Source organism: Stappia albiluteola, assembly GCF_014050225.1.
In the GTDB taxonomy this organism is placed as follows: Bacteria; Pseudomonadota; Alphaproteobacteria; order Rhizobiales; family Stappiaceae; genus Hongsoonwoonella; species Hongsoonwoonella albiluteola.
This window is the reverse complement of sequence record NZ_JACFXV010000030.1, coordinates 1-18,103: the sequence shown is the minus strand read 5'-3', so window position 1 is coordinate 18,103 and position 18,103 is coordinate 1. Positions and strand designations below refer to the sequence as shown.

Sequence of the window (18,103 nt, the reverse complement as noted above, 5' to 3'; positions counted from 1 at the left end):
CCATGCCTAAACGATCGACCGCATCTCGTTGGCCTTGGCCTCCGCAGCGCGGGCCATGTTCGCGAGATCGGATTCCTCGATGCCGTCCATGTCCAGATGCTGCGCAGCGAGCGTCTGAACCGGGGCAGAGATCGTCGAGGCGGAAGCTTCACCCAAGACGCGGGCAGCAATGCGGCCGGCCATGTCGTTCAACGATGCGCCATTCGCCAGCGCCATCAGCGGAATGTCCACACCAAGCAGGCGTTCGGCGTTCATGCGCAGTTCCAGAGCCATCAGCGAATCCATGCCGACATCGGCAAGCGGACGCTGCGGGTCGATTTCCTCGCTGGAAATGCGCAGTATCTTGCCGATCTCTCGTGCGAGGATGTCGGCGACGGTCTTGGTCGCGCGCGTCCGGTCCAGCCCTTTCAGCATGGCGGCAAGGTCGAGGGCGTCGCCCGAAACTTCCGTGGCTTCGCCGTTGCCTCCGCCAAGCCCGGCCGCGAGCGGCGTGCCGACGATCTTCAGGTCGCGACTCGCGCCCTGCCAGTCGATGCGCGCATAGCCGATGGCAGCGTTCTCGACGCCCGCGGGGGCGGCCTCGAGAAGGGAGACGAGACCGTCCAGGGCATCACGGGCGCTAAGGCCCTGGCCGCCCAGGCGCTTCGACAGGATATCGTTCACATCCGTGTTGCGCGCCAGATAACCGGCATCCGAGATCGCACCCCAGGCAATTGCCAGGCCCGGCTTGCCGTTTGTCCGGCGACGACGGGCAAGTGCCTCCAGATAGCCGTTGGCGGCGACATAATTCGCCTGGCCCGGATTGCCCACGAGCGTCGTGGCCGACGAATAGAGTACGAAATGCTCGATCGGGTCTTCCGCGGTCAGCCTGTCCAACAGTTCGGCACCGCGCACCTTCGGCAGCAGCACACGTGAAATGCCGTCCTCGTCCAGATTGGCGATCAACGTGTCGTTCAGCACCATCGCGGTGTGGAAAACGCCCACTATCGGCGGCAGCGTCTTGCGTGCTTCCTTGAGGACGCGGCGCAACTGGATTTCGTCAGCAATGTCGCAGGCACGCGCCTCGACGCGCACGCCGCGGGCGCCAAGGCGCTCGATCACCGCTTTCGCATCGTCGCTCTCCCCGCCGCGCCGCGAGAGGACCAGCAAGGTGCGCGCGCCCCTATCGGCCAACCGGGAGAGCAATTCGGCGCCGAAGCCCCCGAAGCCGCCGGCTATGAGATAGGTCGCCTCGCTATCGAGGTTGAGATTGCGCGGTTGTTCAGCGGTCGCGGAAACGGCCGGTGCTTCAAGCACGATCTTGCCGATGTGTCCCGCCTGCTGCATCAGCCGGAAAGCCTGCACGACGTCCGCTGCCGCAAAACGTCGATGGGGCAGGGCTTTGAAGGTGCCCTTCTCGAAGTGCCCGACGATTTCGCGGAAGAGCTGCTCGGCCAGCGGCTTTTGACGCGTAAGCAATTGATCCGCGTCGATGCCGAAATAGGACAGGTTCTGGCGGAACGGCCTGAGGCCGATATGCGTGTTCGCGTAGAAATCGCGCTTGCCGAGTTCCAGGAAGCGGCCGAACGGCTTCAGCACGTCGATGCTTCTTTGCATCGCCTCGCCAAAGAGCGAGTTCAATACCGCGTCGACACCCTCGCCGCCGGTCAGGTCCATCACTTCCTCGACGAAATCGAGGCTTCTGGAATCAAGCACTTGATCGGCGCCCGCCAGACGGAGCATCGCCCGCTTTTCCGGCGAACCGGCCGTGGCGATAACCACGGCGCCGCGCCACTTGGCGATCTGAAGGGCGGCAAGGCCGATGCCGCCGGCGCCGCCGTGGATAAGCACCGTTTCGCCGCGCTCGATATGGGCGAGGTGGACGAGGGCGTAATAGGCGGTCAGGAAGGTGACGGGCACCGTGGCAGCCGCCGCGGAGGGCATCGCGTCCGGTACGGCGGCGCAGGCGCTTTCGTCGACCGTCACGTGGCTTGCAAGGCAGGCCGGCGCGAAAGTCATAACCCGGTCCCCAACCTTGAACCTGGAGACTGCCCCTCCGGTACGCACCACACGGCCCGCGCATTCCATGCCGAGCGTAGGGCCGGCGAAGCCATCTTCGAGGGCCTCTTCCGGCAGCAGGCCGAGCGCCCACATCACGTCGCGGAAATTAAGGCCGCTCGCCTCGACCGCGATTTCCACCTCGCTTCCCTCCGGGGCGGGGCGGACGACCGGTTGCCAACGCAACTCGTCGAGCGAACCCTGTCGACGGATGTCGAGCCGCAAGGCGACATCGCCCGTGAGGTTTTCGGGCGTTTCGGACAGCAGCGCGCCGCGCTGGATACGGAGGCCGTAGCGGTTGCCATCCGAAGCTATCACCACCTCGCGCTCTTCGCCGGGAGCGGCGATTTCCGCAGCGAGACGCAACGCGGCATCCTTCGGGGCGAGGTCCGGCGACACGTCGACAAGGCGCAGATCGACGTCGCTGTATTCGTTCATGGCCACGCGGCCATAGGCCCAGGCGGCCGCCTGGCGGGGCGAGCCTTCGACGTCGTCGCGCGCGAAATCCTGCGCGGCGCCGGGTGCTACGACCCACAAACGGGCAGTGTCGCCGCCGATCGCTTTCAGCAGTCTTGTCAGCGACCAAAGCCGCGTATCAACCGCATCCTGGTCGTTGCCATCTTCATTGTAGGCGCCGTCGAGGTGAATGATCCCGGACGCGCATTGGCCGATCAGCGCCTTGAGCCTGTCCCTGTCGCCGATCGGGTCGATCGTTCCGTTCCCGGCGGTATCGAGCCTCGTTTGTTCCCCAAAGGAAATCCGGATCGCACCGATACCTTCGGCCTCAAGGGCAGGCAGCAGGTGTTCGAGGTGACGCCGGGTCTGGAGCAGGTCGTCGGCGATAACGAGCAGCGACGGCGAGATCGCCGGTTGTGCCGCGGCAACATTTTCCGCCTGCGTTTCCCGCCCGCCTGCTCGCGCAGTCAATACGCTCGCTTCGACCGTCGATGAAGCGAAAGGAAAGGTGGTGCAGTTGTCGAAGCCCGAACGCTCCAGTTCGCTCTGCCATTCGTCCTCGAACTTCAGGCAGGAGAGGGCGAATTCGCCACCCGCGCCCTTCGTCCACCAATCCCGTCCTACGCCGCGCACCAGATCGCTCGCCAGCGAGGGTAGCGGCTCGATTGCCATCAACAGGCCGCCGGTGCGTAATTGTCCTCGAAGCAGGGCCAGATCCTCTTGCGAGCAATCCGAAAGGCCGGAGGAAGACAGTACCATGTCGAACGGACCTTCTGCCTCCAGCGCTTCCTCGTCGAAATCGACGAAGCGGATGGCGTCGTCTTTCTGCTGCTGGGACTTTGCCCGCTGAAGGGTTGCCTCGTGCGTGTCGGTGACGGCGAGAGCCGCATAGTGAGGATCGAGCTTTGCCTGCAGGGCTCGCGCAAGGTTTTGCCGGGTCGCGCCGACAAGGAGAATGGAAAGGGTTTTCCCTTCCGGCCACCCATCGATCAGGGTCGTCGCGAAGGCTTCCACCCCATTATCCGAGGCGCGCGCTTCGGGCGAGGCAATCAGCGTGGCTTCGAGCAGGCTTGAGGAGAACAGGGACGATGCGCTTTCGGAAAGGCCGGTGCGCAAGATCCCGGGCAGTTCTTCCGCAAGGCGTGCGAGCAGCGAGGCAACGGCGATATGTTCCGGTGCCTGCTCCATGACCGCCGACAGGATCGCCGCCGGCGAGGGCTGTTCATTCGGATCGGTTACTTTCCAGCCCGACTCCGTCTCCTCAACGAAATCCGCGTCCAATAGCCAGTTCAGCAGCGCACCGACGAGTGGCCTTGCGGATTCGTGCAGGCCGCCGGTGGACATCGCCCTGTCCGGATCGAACTCGCCCGCATCGGCGAGCGTTGCGATTGTCTGATGAGCAACCGACCGGGCAAGGGCCTCGATCAGGAGCGCGGCATCCTCGGGCTCCGCTTCGTCGGCGGAAATCACACCGCTCTTCAGGGCGAGGCTCGCGACGTCGTTGCCAAGGACAGCATCGACGGCCGATGGCGCCTGGCGGTCGGGAAGGAGGCGCGCATATGTGCGGTAGACGAGGCTGTCGCGTTGCAGCGGGACGGAAAGCTGAACAGCCTTGAACCTTGCGCCGGTAAGGCGCGCGACGAGAGCACCGTCGGCATCCAGAAGGTCAAAGCTCGCTTCCACCGAACGCGGTGAGGCCTTGGTGATGCGGATGTCGACGAATGCGGGGTCTTTTCCGGTCGCAGCGAGTTGCAGCCGTCCGATGCGTACGGGCAGGAAGCTGCGCTTGCCGTTATCGCCGGATTTGTCGCCGAGCAGGGCGAACAGGCCATGGAAGCCGGAATCGAGCAGCGTCGGACAAAGCGAAAAGCGCGTGCTTCCGATATCGGCGTGACGGGGTTCGAGCGCCACGCGCGCGGTGCGCTCGTCGATGCGCTCCACCGATTTCGCGCGGCGGAATGCCGGGCCGTAGTTCAGGCCGTGTTCGCGGGTCAGGCGGTAGAGTTCCTCGGCATCAATCGTCACGGAGGAGGCCGACGCGCCGGCATCCAATGCCTCGCGCTGCCTGATCTTCGAGGGCGTGATGAAGTGGCCGCGCACATTGAGAGACCAATCGGCGCCTTTCAGCCTTGGGCGGCTGAAGATCTCCACTACCCTGTCGTCAGCCGATACCCGGACCATCGTTTCCTGGATATCGGAGCCATCCAGCACGAGCGGACGCAGGATTTCGACATCCCGCAGTTCGACGGCATCACAATCCGTCCATTCCGATACGGCGCGAAGCGCCATCTCCGCAAAGCCGGCCGCCGGGAAGACGACGGAATCCTCAACCCGATGGTCGCCGAGGAAGGGATTGAGCTTCGCATCACAATGATTGAACCATTCGCTGCTGCTCGCGCTCAGGCGGTTTCCAAGCAGCGGCCATGAGCGGGCGAACATTGCCTGCGTATTTTCGTCCGTTTCTTCAGGACGGAAGTCCTGCATCTGCCATGGATAGGCCGGCAGGTCCGGGAGCGGCCTGCCGACGGACCCGACAAAGCGCGCGATATCGACGGCGCCGCCATTCGCGACGATGGTCGCGGCAATCGCGGCTACCGGATTGTCGGAACGCTGGTGCGATTTGCTGTTGTCGAGGCTGGCCAGCACAAGACCGCTGCCGGAATTCTCCCGCACCATGTCGGATGCATAGGTGGTGAGCACCGGCCGCGGCCCGATTTCCACGAAAACGGTAGAGCCAAGCTCGATGAGCTTCGCCACCGCGTCGGCGAACCGCACCGGTTGGCGAACATTGCGCCACCAATATGTCCCGTCGGCGATGATCGCATCCTGCTCCGGATCAACCGACGACACGAAGGGAATCGCCGGTGCTGCCGGCGTCAGGTCGCTGAGAGCCTGCTTCAGCGGCAACTCGATCGGGTCGATGAGCTGCGAATGGAAGGGGTAGGCAATGCCGAGCTTGCGCAGCGCCCAGCGTTTGGAGCGTGCAAACTTCGCAAAGGCGTCGATGCTGGCGGTCGGGCCGGAAATCGTGACACTGCGGCGGCTGTTCACCGCCGCAATCTCGATGCCGTCGAGACCGGATTCCTGTATCGCTGCTTGGCTCTCTTCCTCTGAAAGCAGCAGGGCGGCCATGGTACCCTGGCCACGCACCTGCTCCTGGTAGCGCGAGCGGGCGTAAATCACCTGCACGGCCTGGGTGAGCGTCAGCGCGTCGGCCGCCCAGGCGGCGGCGACCTCGCCAACGCTGTGGCCCGCAACCGCCTGCGGGGCGATACCCTTTTCCCGCAGCGACTGCGTCAGCGCGGCCTGAACGCCGAAGAGCAGGGGCTGGCTGATTTCGGCCCTCTCGATTTCCTGCTCAAGAGAGGGAGAAAACAGCATTTCCTCGAGCGACCAGCCGGAGATGGCGCTGAACGCCGCGTCGACCTCGCCGAATGCCTTGCGGAAGGCTTCGTCCTGCTCGAACGCCTGTCGGCCCATGCCGGCCCATTGCGATCCGTTGCCGGAAAACAGGAAGGCGAGTTTGCCGCCGCCTGCCGGTGCACGCCCAGTGATGATGTCTTCGTGCGGCTCATTGGCAAGATAGGCACCAAGGGCGGCTGCCTTCTGCTCCGGGGTTTCGCCCAATACGACAAGCCGGTGATCCAGCCAGTCGCGCCTGTGCGCCGCGGCGGAAAGAACGGCGGCGGCAGGCTCATCGCCTTTCGCTTCCGAAAGGCGCTGGCGATAGGCGCCGGCAAGGCGGACGAGGGAATCCGCGCTCCTGGCGGAAAGGACGAGAGGAGCGTTGGCCGGCGCATCGCTGTCGGGCGCGGTCGTCGTCTCTCCGTCAGCAATCACGACATGGGCGTTGGTGCCACCGAAACCGAAGGAATTGATGCCGGCAAGCCGCGGCCTGTCACTTTTTTCGAGCTTCACCGCCTCGCCGGCGACCTTGAGATTGAGGTCGCCGAAGTCGATATCCGGGTTCGGCGTATCGAAGTGGAGCGAGCGCGGGAAGAAATCCTTTTTCAGCGACAGCAACGCCTTCAGAAGGCCCACAGCGCCGGAGGCGGATTCGAGATGGCCGACATTGGTCTTCACAGAGCCGATCGGCAGCGGTGCGGTGCGCCTGCGGGCCACGATCGAGCCGAGAGCGCCTGCTTCCGCCGGATCGCCAACCCGCGTGCCGGTACCGTGCGCCTCGACGAAAGCCAGGTCGGCAGGATCGATCCCAAGCCCTTCGTAGATGTCGCGCAGAAGTTGTCCCTGGGCATCGGACGAGGGTAGCGACATGCCGACCGTCCGCCCGTCCGCGTTGAGGCCGGATGCCAGGATGCGGGCGTGGATCGTGTCTCCCTTCGCGCGGGCGATGTCGCTGCGGCGAAGCACGAAGGCAACCGCACCCTCGGAACGCACATAGCCGTCGCCGTCGGCGTCGAAGGCGCGGCAAAGCCCTTGTTTCGAAAGCATCGAGGCGCGCGAGAAGCCGAGATAGGACAGCGGACTCAACAGCATGTTGACGCCGGCGACGATCGCGGTTTCCACCTGGCCGCTCTCAACGGCATTGATCGCCTCGTGCAGGGCAACGAGCGAAGACGAACAGGCAGTGTCGACGGTGAAGCTCGGACCGCGAAGATCGTAGATGTAGGAAATGCGGTTTGAGATGATCGACAGCGTATTGCCGGTCATCATCTGCATGTCCAGGGCCGACGGATCGAAGACGAAGCGGTGGTGATAATCGAGCGACGAAGCGCCGACGAACACGCCCGCATCAGTGCCGGCAAGTTCGGACGGCCGGATGCCGGCATGCTCGAGCGCTTCCCAGACGACCTCGAGCAGGATGCGCTGCTGCGGATCCATCTGCACGGCTTCGCGCGGGGAAATGCCGAAGAATGTGGGATCGAAGCTCCACACGTTATCGATTACCCCTGCCGCCCACGTGTAGCTCTTGCCACTGACGTTGCGGTCGGGATGGCCGTATCTGGAAAGCGGGAAACGGTCCTCGGTGATTGAGGTGACGCTGCAGACTTCGTTGGTAAGGTTTGACCAGAACTGTTCGGCGGAATTTGCCCCAGGCACCCTGGAAGCATAGCCGGAAATAGAAATGTCACAGTGCCTGGTCGCCATTACCCTATTCCATCAAATTTCGTTTTGCTCGCTGAATTCGACTGCAATTCCTGATTGCCCAGCTCGTCAGCTGAATGCGGCAAACGGGTATCGCGGATCAGGTACTTACATGCAATACCACAATCTCTTTCGGAGCGAGATTTTCATCGACGACCCACCCGATTTCGTCGGGTGGCGAGATCTGGATGGAGTGAACCTTGCGGAAATTGGAAGAGCCCTTTCTTCACTTTCTGTTATCCGCATAGGTTTCAAGGCCTCCCCCGCGCGCCCGGATCGGGCAAACCAGACCGTCGTCCTGTGCCTTTTATTTTGGCGGCTTGCCATATTAGCGTCTTAGCCATACTGGCAGGACACTGCAAATACGAAATGGCGTCGGCCGGCTTCGAGCGAGGTCATCGTAACATTTGGGTTTCGCGGACCGCATTGAAATCGATTGTCTTTTCATTGTCGGCACCTTTGCTCGCGATTATGGTGTCACGGTTTGTGAATGGATTTTCGCGTCTGTCCCGATCCTGTATTCGCCCGAGTCCGGGTGCATTTGGAAAAAGATGCTCATGTTGCGACCGCAATTGGGGTTCAGTTTCCTTGCATTGCCGGGGCGGTATCTTTACCTCCTGCCTCAGTTCCCGCGCAGGAGGTGCCCTTGACCGACTTGAATACGATCCGGATCCTGAATGCGATCGCCTGGGCTGCCGGGCGCGTTACGCTTTCGCATTACCGGAACGGAACTTCAGTCCAGTCCAAGGCCGACGATTCTCCGGTGACGCTGGCCGACCAGCAGGCCGAAGACCTCATCCTGGCGCAACTGAAGCAATTCTTTCCGGACGTCCCGGTAGTCGCGGAAGAGGCGGTGAGTGCCGGGAATGTTCCGCCGTCCGCCGGGCGTTTCTTCCTTGTCGATCCGCTTGACGGAACCAGGGAGTTCATTTCCGGACGGCCCGACTACACAGTCAATATCGCGCTGATCGAAAACGGCGTTCCGGTCGCCGGCGTCGTGCTTGCACCCGCGCGTGGCGAAGCTTTTGCCGGGTCGCTTGCAGCGGGAGCGTACCGCCTCGAGGCCGACAATGCCGAAATGAATGCCGAAACCCGCATTCAGGTGCGCCGGGCGCCGACGGAAGCGCTGGTCGCTGTCGCGAGCCGTTCGCACAATTCTCCCGAGACCGAAGCCTTTCTCGATCGTCTTGGCGTGACGGATCGCGTTTCGGTCGGCTCGTCGCTGAAATTCTGTCTGCTTGCCTGTGGTGAGGCGGACGTCTATCCGCGTTTCGGGCGGACGATGGAATGGGATACGGCCGCGGGTCAGGCCGTACTTGCTGCAGCGGGAGGTGCCGTGATCAGGACGGACGGCACTCCTCTTGCCTATGACAAACGCGGTCAGGCGACGGATACGGATTTCGCGAACCCCGATTTCATCGCCTTTGGCGATCAAGCCCTGGAAAGCAGGGTGAGGCAGGCGATCGGCGAGACTGCCGCCGCGCCGGCCTGAGAAACTTTGAGACGGCGGGCAATTGAAGCGGGCCGTCGGTTTTGCGTCCGTATTGCGACGGACGAGATGCTGGAGATTGATATCGTGCCTGAGAGGCGTAGCCATCTGAAACGGCTTGAAGCGGAGTCGATCCGGATCATCCGGGAAGTCGCCGCGGAGATGAAGAAGCCGGTCATGCTCTATTCGATCGGCAAGGATTCGAGCGTCATGCTCCACCTTGCCCGCAAGGCATTCTATCCTGCGCCGCCACCCTTTCCGCTGATGCACATCGACACCACGTGGAAGTTTCGGGAGATGATCGCGTTCCGCGACCGGATGGCGGCGGAAGCGGGCATGGAATTGATCGTGCATACCAATCCGCAAGGGCAGGCGGAGAACGTCAATCCGTTCGATCACGGCTCTTCCTACTACACGCAGGTCATGAAGACCGACGCGCTGAAGCAGGCGCTCAGCCTGCACCAGTTCGACGCGGCCTTCGGCGGCGCGCGGCGCGACGAGGAAAAGTCGCGCGCGAAGGAACGCATCTTCTCGTTCCGCAATTCCGCCCACAGCTGGGATCCGAAGAACCAGCGTCCCGAACTCTGGTCGCTCTACAACACGCGCGTGAAGGCGGGGGAGTCGATCCGCGTCTTCCCGCTCTCCAACTGGACCGAGCTCGATATCTGGCAATACATCCTGGCCGAGGATATTCCGATCGTGCCCCTCTACTTCGCCGACAAGCGTCCGGTGGTGGAGCGCGACGGTACAATCATCATGGTCGATGATGAGCGCATGCCGCTCAGGGATGGCGAAGTGCCGGAAATGCGCACCGTGCGCTTCCGCACGCTCGGCTGCTACCCGCTGACGGGCGCGGTTGAATCCGGTGCGACGACGCTCGAGGATATCGTGCAGGAGATGCTGGTAGCCCGGACGTCCGAACGTTCGGGCCGCATGATCGACCACGACGACAGCGCGTCGATGGAAAAGAAGAAGCGCGAAGGCTATTTCTAAGGGGCTGTCATGAACGAGATGTCCGGGGTTTCCGGCGCGGTCACCGCATATCTGGCCGAACAGGAGCAAAAAGGCTTCCTGCGCTTCATCACCTGCGGCAGCGTGGACGACGGCAAGTCGACGCTGATCGGCAGGCTGCTCTATGACACCAAGCTGATCTTCGAGGATCAGCTGGCCGCGTTGAAGCGCGATTCCAAGAAGCACGGCACCGTGGGCGGCGATATCGACTTCGCCCTGCTCGTCGATGGGCTGGAGGCGGAAAGGGAGCAGGGCATCACCATTGATGTAGCCTACCGCTTCTTCGCCACAGACCGGCGCAAGTTCATCGTCGCCGATACGCCGGGGCACGAGCAATATACCCGCAACATGGCGACAGGCGCTTCGACGGCCGACCTGGCGGTGATCCTGATCGACGCGCGCAAGGGCGTGCTGACGCAGACGCGGCGGCATTCCTTCATCGTCTCGCTGCTCGGCATCCGCCACGTCGTGGTGGCCGTTAACAAGATGGACCTCGTTGACTACAGCGAGGAGCGCTTCCGCGAGATCGAGGCCGAATACAAGGCCTTCGGCGGCACTTTCGATTTCGAGACCCTGGAAATCGTGCCGGTTTCGGCGCTGAAGGGCGACAATATCATCGACCGGTCTCCGGCCATGCCCTGGTATGAGGGGCCGACCTTGCTCGACCACCTCAACACGATCGAGATTGACGGAGACGAGAGCAAACGGCCATTCCGCATGCCGGTTCAGTGGGTCAACAGGCCCAATCTCGACTTCCGCGGCTATTGCGGCACGATCGTCAGCGGTAGCGTGCGGCCCGGCGACAGCGTGGCTATCGCGAAGTCCGGCCGGACGTCGCAAGTGGCGCGCATCGTCACCATGGATGGTGACAAGGATCTTGCGGTCAGCGGCGATTCCGTGACGCTGGTGCTGGAGGACGAGGTCGATATCTCACGCGGCGACGTCATCAGTGCGCCTGACTCGCGCCCCGATGTGACCGACCAGTTCTCAGCCCATGTCATCTGGATGAACGACGAGGCGCTCTTTCCGGGCCGTCCCTATCTGCTGAAGGCCGGATCCCAGACGGTCACCGCGACGGTCACCGAGCTCAAGCACAAGATCGACGTCAATTCCTTCGAGCATCTTGCGGCCAAGGAAATGCACCTCAACGAGGTCGCCTTCTGCAACCTCTCGCTGTCCTCGCCGATTGCCTTCGATCCCTACGAAACCAATCGCGAGATGGGGTCGTTCATTCTCATCGACCGGTTCACCAACCAGACTGTCGGTGCGGGCGTGATCTGGTATGCGCTCCGGCGCGCTTCGAACATCCATCTGCAGGCGCTCGACGTCGACAAGAAGGCGCATTCGGAGCTGAAGGGCCAGAAGCCGGCGGTATTGTGGTTCACCGGCCTGTCGGGTGCCGGTAAGTCGACCATCGCCAACCTGGTGGAGAAGAAGCTCCACGCGTTGGGGCGGCATACCTATCTGCTCGACGGCGACAACGTGCGCCACGGCCTCAACCGCGACCTCGGTTTCACCGAAGCCGACCGGGTGGAGAACATTCGCCGGGTGGGCGAAGTCGCGAAGCTCTTCGTGGATGCGGGCCTGATCACGCTGGTCTCCTTCATCTCGCCGTTCCGCGCCGAGCGGCAGATGGCGAGAAACCTAGTGGAAGAGGGCGAGTTCATTGAGATCTATGTCTCGACGCCACTGGAACTAGCCGAGCAGCGCGACCCCAAGGGCCTCTATCGCAAGGCGCGCGAAGGCAAGCTGAAGAATTTTACCGGCATCGACAGCCCCTATGAGGTGCCGGAGAACGCCCAGATCACACTCGACACTTCGGCGAGCGATGCCGAGAGCCTTGCGGATGACGTGGTGCGGTATCTAGTGCAACACGGCTTCATCAACGGTTGATGTCAGCCCTGTACTGCCTTGAAAGCCCGGCGCATTCGCGCCGGGCTTATTCTTTTTCCAGACCCTGGTCAGGGAACAGGAGCGCCGTTCGAGGCTTCCCAGATGCGAAACCATTGCTGACGGTCGAGGGCAATCGTGTCGGCCCTGGCCATGGATTGCAGCCGCTCGAACTTGCCCGAGCCGAGGACGGGCACGGGTCGGGAAGGATGGCGCAGGATGAATGCCAGGGCGACCTGCGCGATATCGGCGGCGTCGGTTTGACCGGCGATCTCTTCCAGGACCTTGCGTAGCCGCTCATGGCGTTCGCCCGTTTCGCCGAAGAGGGCGGCGCGGCCAAGCGGCGACCAGACCATCGGCGATACCCGGTGCTGCTGGCAATGGTCGAAGGTGCCGTCATGCAGGGGCGCCAGATGAAGGACGGAATGCTCGACCTGGTTGGTGACCAGCGGAAAGGAGAGGCGGGACTGCAGCAAGTCGAACTGGAAGGGCGTGAAGTTCGAGACGCCCGCGGATTTGATCTTACCGTCGTCGCGCAGTTTCGTCAGCGCCTCCGCCGCCTCATCGGCATCCATCAGCGGGTCGGGCCGGTGGATCAGATAGAGATCCACCGCATCGACGCCAAGGTTCGTCAGGCTCCGCTCGCAGGATGCGACCAGATGCGCCTTCGAGGTGTTGTAATGCTTGACGACATGGTTGGGTCTTGCCGGTTTGACCAGGGCGACGCCGGCCTTGGTGACGAGTTCGATGCGCGATTTCAGCCCGGGCCTGGCCTTCAGCGCTGCGCCGAAAATCGCTTCGCAGGCGTAGCCGCCGTAGATATCGGCGTGGTCGATCGTGGTGATGCCAAGCTCGATGAGCGCTTCGAGCTTGTCCGCGAGCTTTGCAGGATCCGCTGCATCGGGGTCGGATTCAAGGCGCCAGGCACCCCAGGCAAGGCGTGAGAATTCAGGTCCGTCTTCGTGAATCTTCTGTCTTGAAACAGTCACTATCTGTCGCTCCGGGGAAATATTCGGGCGCAAAAGATCGGCTGCGGGCAGGATAAATGTCAATCGCTACACCGGCGGAGGCAAGTCGGCCGTAGATTGCCGCACATCAGTTCCGGGCACGCCACTCCCACGGCTTTTCGAACGTCCCTTGCCAGATCCCGGTACGATCCGTTTTTGCCGTTCGCTGGTCTGCCGCATATCTTCCGCGGCTATAGCGCGGCCAGTCCAGTGCATGACCGTTGCGCACCAGCCACGCCGCAACGCTCGATCCGTCCGCGCGATAGCAGTCCGCCACGACGCGTCCGTAGCGGTCCCGGTCGACATACTCGCATCGGGTCGGGCTTGACCGAGCCAGGAAGGTGGCGAGCGCGTTTGCCGCTGCGGTCCCGCATCGATAATTGTGTCCGTTCGCATCCTGGCAAAGCTGGCGCGATTCAGGCGCATCTATGCCGTTGAAGCGGATACGCTCGCCACGGATTTCGATCGTATCGCCATCGATCACGGACGCGCGGCCTATGAGGGCCGGGTGCGAGCTTCCGGACTGGGCTGGCGTCGCAAAACGGGGGCTGCCCCCGTTTAGCGCGGCGACGAGGGCACTAATGGCCACCAGAGCGATCAGCGGCAGCCAGGGCGGCGGTTTTCGTGAGGTGTGCCTGCTGGCCCTGCGGTTTCGATTGGGCCTAAACCGGTAGATATTGGACACTGCGCTAACTCTACGGAATTACCGTAGAGTTAGCATAATTTTCCTACCGGTTCGATTGGTGGAATCGCACGTCGCTCAAGTGACGGGGATGAACCCCTGTGAGGATTCAGCGGGCATCAAGCGTGCAGGCTCGCATCGTCTTCGTGTCGAGGGAATCCTTACCCGGCGGATTTGCCGGCGGACTCCAGTGTAAACGCGGCTTTCAATACCACCTGGTAGTGGTCCGTCCGGCCCCCCTCCACATGTCCGCGAATTTGCGTGACTTCGTACCATCGAAGATTGCGTATCGTTTCATTCGCCCGGGAGATCGCGTTGTTGATGGCGTCCTCGATGCTGTTTGGGGACGTTCCCACCAGATCGACCAGCTTGTAGACATGATCCGACATTTGACCACTCCTCTCGGGGACAATGGATCATGCTACATGCGGCAGCCATCGCGGTCCAACTGGCGCACGCCCGATGTATCGGATTGCGAAGCGGGAAGAGTCGAAGCGGCAGGCCATGCGAATTGATCCGCAAATGCGCGGAAGGGACAGTGCGCAGAAAGCAAGCCGTCCAGGTCGGCGATGGTGTCGCTCTGCGAGTGGTCATTTCGGCGGGGAGTCGTCGCACGCTGCACTGGCAACACAGGTGCCAAAAGAAATGGCACGCCCAAGGGGAATCGAACCCCTGTTTCCGCCGTGAAAGGGCGGCGTCCTAGACCGCTAGACGATGGGCGCGCTTGCGTCGCGTCGACGTGGGCGGGTTATAGGCAGGTTTTTCGGGAGGGGCAAGGGGGTAATCGGGGGATAATCCACAGGCTGATGAGTGCGTTGCAAAAAGGGCGGCAAAAGCGCCGCCCTCCTGCATTCGAAGGCTCGGCGCTCCTTACCAGACACCGGTATTGGCCATCGAGGCCCAGGGTTCCTGCGCCGGCAGCGAGTCGCCTTTTTGAAGGAGTTCTATGGAGATGCCGTCCGGCGAGCGGATGAAGGCCATGCGGCCGTCGCGCGGCGGGCGGTTGATCGTCACGCCCGCCTTCCGCAGCTTCTCGCAGGTGGCATAGATATCGTCGACCTCATAGGCGAGGTGGCCGAAATTGCGGCCGCCCTGGTAGTCTTCGGGATCCCAATTGTAGGTGAGTTCGACCAGCGGCGCCTTGGTCTCGGCGGCGGTCGCCTTGTCCTCTGGCGCGGCCAGGAAGATCAGCGTGAAGCGACCGCCCTCGTTGTCGATGCGGCGGACTTCCTCGAGCCCCAGCTTGTTGCAGTAGAAATCGAGCGACTGGTCGATATCCTTCACCCGGACCATTGTGTGCAGATAGCGCATGGGAGAACCTCTTGTTGCTTTGGCAATGATGGAAGGCGTTCAGCGGGTCACAATATGGCGGTCGTCTCAGACATCAACATCGCGCGGGAGGAATTGCGGGCCCGTCTGGCGGAATGTCGCCGCGGCGTGGGCTTTACCGGGGCCGGTATTTCCACAGAATCCGGCATTCCCGACTTCCGCTCGCCGGGCGGAATCTGGAGCCGCTTCCGCCCGATCGAGTACGACGAGTTCCTGGCGTCCGAGGATGCCAGGCTCGAAGACTGGGATCGCCGCTACAAGATGATCGCCGAAATCAGGCGCGCGGAGCCGAATGCCGGGCACGGCCTGCTGGCGAAGCTCGTGCGGGGCGGGCGCTTTTCCTGCGTGATCACGCAGAACATCGACGGTTTGCACCAGCGCTCGGGCCTGATCGACCGTCAACTGGTGGAACTGCACGGCAACGGCACTTATGCGAGTTGCCTCTCCTGCCAGAAAAGGCATGAACTCGACGATCTGAAGGTCGAGGTGGATGAGGGGCGGGCGCCGCGCTGCAAGGCTTGCGGCGGGCTTCTGAAGGCGGCGGTCGTCAGTTTCGGGCAGGCCATGCCCGAGATTGGCCTGACGCGTGCCGCGGAAGAGACAGATTCTTGTGATCTGTTCCTCGTCATGGGGTCGTCGCTGCAAGTGCAGCCGGCGGCCAGTCTGCCGCTTATGGCAAAAAGAGCGGGCGCAAGTCTCGTCATCATGAACAGGGAGGAAACCCATCTTGATGATCTTGCCGATCTCGTGATCCGCGCCCCCATCGCAAAGGTTTGCGAATCACTCATTTGACGACAAACTGCGTTGTGAAGACGAATTGCTGTGGCTATTCGAATAAATTTAACTGGAGCATCGGCCGAGCAGTGGTATCCTTTTCCCGGGGAATCGGTTTCTCGAAGTCGTCCCCTTGAAAAGTAACGGCAGCGTATCGGCCAAGACGACGGAGACAGGTGAGCATGGGGGCGAAAACCGCAACGCATTCGCGTCCCGTAGAGTTCGTGAGCGACGACGCGCCGCTCGAGGTCTCCGTAATCGCGGGTGCCATCAAGTGGTTCGATGTCGCGAAGGGCTACGGCTTCGTGGTCCCGGATAATGGCGGACCGGACATTCTACTTCACGTGACATGCCTGAGGCAGGACGGCTACCAGACGGCCTATGAAGGGGCCCGGGTGGTTTGCGAGGTCGTCGAACGCTCGCGCGGCCTGCAGGCATTCCGCATTCTCTCGATGGACGAGACGACGGCGGTCCATCCCTCGCAGCTTCCCCCTTCCCGCACCCACGTGCAGGTCGTGCCGGAAAGCGGGTTGGAGCGGGCCGAGGTCAAGTGGTTCAACCGCGTCAAGGGCTTCGGGTTCCTGACCCAGGGCGAGGGGACGGAGGATATCTTCGTTCACATGGAAACGCTGCGCCGCTTCGGCATTACCGAATTGCGACCGGGCCAGACGGTGCTGGTGCGCTTCGGTCGTGGCCCCAAGGGGCGGATGGCGGCCGAAATCCGGCCTGACGGAGCGGGCACCCATATTCCGTCATCGCACTGAGGCGCAGGTTCAGGTCACTCAGGTCGAAGAAGTTGGACGCCGTCCGGATCGGTCCGGGCGGCGTTTTTCGTTGCCCGATCGTGGATCGCCGGGTCTGGGCCCGGCGATGACGGCCCATGTTTTCGGATGGGCGTTGCCCCAAACTCTGATGTCATCCCGGCCCGCATGCGCGCAAGCGCATTGCGAGAGCCGGGATCCAGACATCAACCGCGCGAAGCGCTTCACCTCTTAAATAGAGAGCGGGCCATGCCCGCAGCATGTCATCTGGATACCGGATCGGCGGTCAGCTTCGCTCACCTTGTCCGGTATGACGGCGGAGGGTGTAGCAGGCCGCGTGCCCCAAATCCCGTGTCATCCCCGTGAAAACGGGGATCCAGTAAACACATGCGCCTAAGGCAAGACCTCCGGCGTTGGCGATTACTGGATGCCCACCTTCGTGGGCATGACAAAGTGTGTGACCAGCGCCCGCCCCATACTCTCCCGTCACCCCGGCCCGCATGCGCACCAACGCATTGCGAGAGGCGGGATCCAGATATCAGCCGCGCAAAGCGCGTCGCCCGATTTCCCAACACATGCCGCGGAATGAATGTGGGCACCAACCGGGAATTGCACTTTTCTCCGTATATTTCTCAGGATAGAATTCATGCAGGGCCGGCGAAAAGGGCTGGCCTTGGGGTTTCACAGCCCCTACCACAGCGGCTGGCATCAGCCGCAATTGATGCCTCCTCGACCTCAGGGGTCCAAACCCTTATGGCCGGGGAGGCGATGGCGCATGTCCAAGGGCTTGCCCTAAAGGCCATCGCAGCCGTCTGTGGTCGGCTTGTGAACTCCCCGGCCGCCAGAGGTCTTCCTCTGGCGGTTCACCATTTCATTCGGGGAGGCATGAATGGCGGACGGCTATAATTTCGCTGCGGATTTACTCACCACCTGGCGCTCGACGGCGGACTGGGTGAAGGCCGTCGCGCTCGTCACCTTTGCAACGATGCCAATTGTGGCCTTCATGATTTATTTGAAATACCGCCTCGCAAAAGCGCATCTCGCCCGCGAGAGCGAGCTGCTGAGCTTCCTCCCACCCGCCGATTTTTCCGAACCGCGCATTCCGCATGCGCCGGGCATCCGCCTCGTCTCGCGCCCAGCCAGGGACGAGGCGTGATCCGGCTCCGCAATCGTCATGTCCGGGCCTTGCCGGACACCCGCTCGCATGACGCGCCACCCGCACCTCAACCAGGCGCGGCGGGCGGGTCGCCGGTCAATGGCCCGGCGATGACGACCCTTGGTTTCGGGCGGGCTACGCCCGCGCTGATTTCTGGATACCGGATCAGCGGTCCGCTGCGCTTCCCTTGTCCGGCATGACGGCGGAGTGTGGGGCAATCTCCTTGCCGCAACCCCTCGGCTCGTCATACGCGGGCTCGACCCGCATATCCATGCGGCCTGCCCCACACTCCGGTGTCATCCCCGTGAAAGCGGGGAGGTGGGTTCACGTTTGAAGTGCAACACGGTTGAGGAGTTCCGAGAAGACCTCATTCGGCGTCCTGAAGGCAAGGCATTTGCGCGGGGT

General features: G+C 62.5%; 11 protein-coding genes and 1 tRNA gene. 6 read left to right on the top strand and 6 right to left on the bottom strand.

Annotation, left to right across the window (positions count from 1 at the left end; translation table 11 throughout):
• Positions 1-6: 6 nt before the first annotated feature.
• A complete protein-coding gene (locus tag H2509_RS01560; RefSeq protein WP_182161622.1) occupies positions 7-7,602 on the bottom strand; it encodes a type I polyketide synthase in 7,596 nt (2,531 codons plus the stop codon).
• A gap of 643 nt (positions 7,603-8,245) precedes the next feature.
• Between H2509_RS01560 and cysQ the strand changes: the two genes are divergently transcribed.
• The 3 genes from cysQ to cysN all read left to right on the top strand — a co-directional run bounded on the left by cysQ (position 8,246) and on the right by cysN (position 11,992).
• Positions 8,246-9,091, top strand: coding sequence for a 3'(2'),5'-bisphosphate nucleotidase CysQ (cysQ, locus tag H2509_RS01555; RefSeq protein ID WP_235974590.1), 846 nt, complete (start codon positions 8,246-8,248; stop codon positions 9,089-9,091).
• A gap of 66 nt (positions 9,092-9,157) precedes the next feature.
• Complete coding sequence (cysD, locus tag H2509_RS01550; RefSeq protein ID WP_182161618.1) at positions 9,158-10,081, top strand: sulfate adenylyltransferase subunit CysD; 924 nt, start codon at positions 9,158-9,160, stop codon at positions 10,079-10,081.
• Positions 10,082-10,090: 9 nt separating this feature from the next.
• Positions 10,091-11,992 carry a sulfate adenylyltransferase subunit CysN gene (gene cysN / locus H2509_RS01545; RefSeq protein WP_182161616.1) on the top strand — a complete coding sequence of 634 codons (1,902 nt, stop codon included), beginning with the start codon at positions 10,091-10,093 and terminating at the stop codon, positions 11,990-11,992.
• Positions 11,993-12,060: 68 nt separating this feature from the next.
• Here the strand turns inward: cysN and H2509_RS01540 are convergent, their stop codons facing one another.
• From H2509_RS01540 to gloA, 5 genes are all read right to left on the bottom strand, one after another.
• Positions 12,061-12,978: an aldo/keto reductase gene (locus H2509_RS01540; RefSeq protein WP_182161614.1), complete on the bottom strand. Its 918-nt coding sequence runs from the start codon at positions 12,976-12,978 to the stop codon at positions 12,061-12,063.
• A gap of 106 nt (positions 12,979-13,084) precedes the next feature.
• Positions 13,085-13,681 (bottom strand): thermonuclease family protein, encoded by a 597-nt coding sequence (locus H2509_RS01535; protein ID WP_328804943.1) that lies wholly within the window; start codon positions 13,679-13,681, stop codon positions 13,085-13,087.
• A gap of 158 nt (positions 13,682-13,839) precedes the next feature.
• Positions 13,840-14,067 (bottom strand): dodecin, encoded by a 228-nt coding sequence (locus H2509_RS01530; RefSeq protein ID WP_182161612.1) that lies wholly within the window; start codon positions 14,065-14,067, stop codon positions 13,840-13,842.
• A gap of 257 nt (positions 14,068-14,324) precedes the next feature.
• Positions 14,325-14,400 (bottom strand) — tRNA-Glu (locus H2509_RS01525).
• A gap of 148 nt (positions 14,401-14,548) precedes the next feature.
• Positions 14,549-14,989: a lactoylglutathione lyase gene (gloA, locus tag H2509_RS01520; RefSeq protein WP_182161610.1), complete on the bottom strand. Its 441-nt coding sequence runs from the start codon at positions 14,987-14,989 to the stop codon at positions 14,549-14,551.
• Positions 14,990-15,043: 54 nt separating this feature from the next.
• Here gloA and H2509_RS01515 point away from each other — a divergent pair, with 54 nt between their 5' ends.
• The 3 genes from H2509_RS01515 (at position 15,044) to H2509_RS01505 (ending at position 17,698) form a co-directional block, all read left to right on the top strand.
• Positions 15,044-15,799, top strand: a complete 756-nt coding sequence (locus H2509_RS01515) for an SIR2 family NAD-dependent protein deacylase (RefSeq protein ID WP_182161609.1) — start codon at positions 15,044-15,046, stop codon at positions 15,797-15,799.
• Positions 15,800-15,963: 164 nt separating this feature from the next.
• The gene (locus tag H2509_RS01510; RefSeq protein WP_182161607.1) at positions 15,964-16,545 is read left to right on the top strand and encodes a cold-shock protein; all 582 of its coding nucleotides are present in this window, start codon (positions 15,964-15,966) and stop codon (positions 16,543-16,545) included.
• An 886-nt stretch (positions 16,546-17,431) separates the two neighbouring features.
• Positions 17,432-17,698 (top strand): hypothetical protein, encoded by a 267-nt coding sequence (locus H2509_RS01505; protein ID WP_182161605.1) that lies wholly within the window; start codon positions 17,432-17,434, stop codon positions 17,696-17,698.
• Positions 17,699-18,103 lie beyond the last annotated feature (405 nt).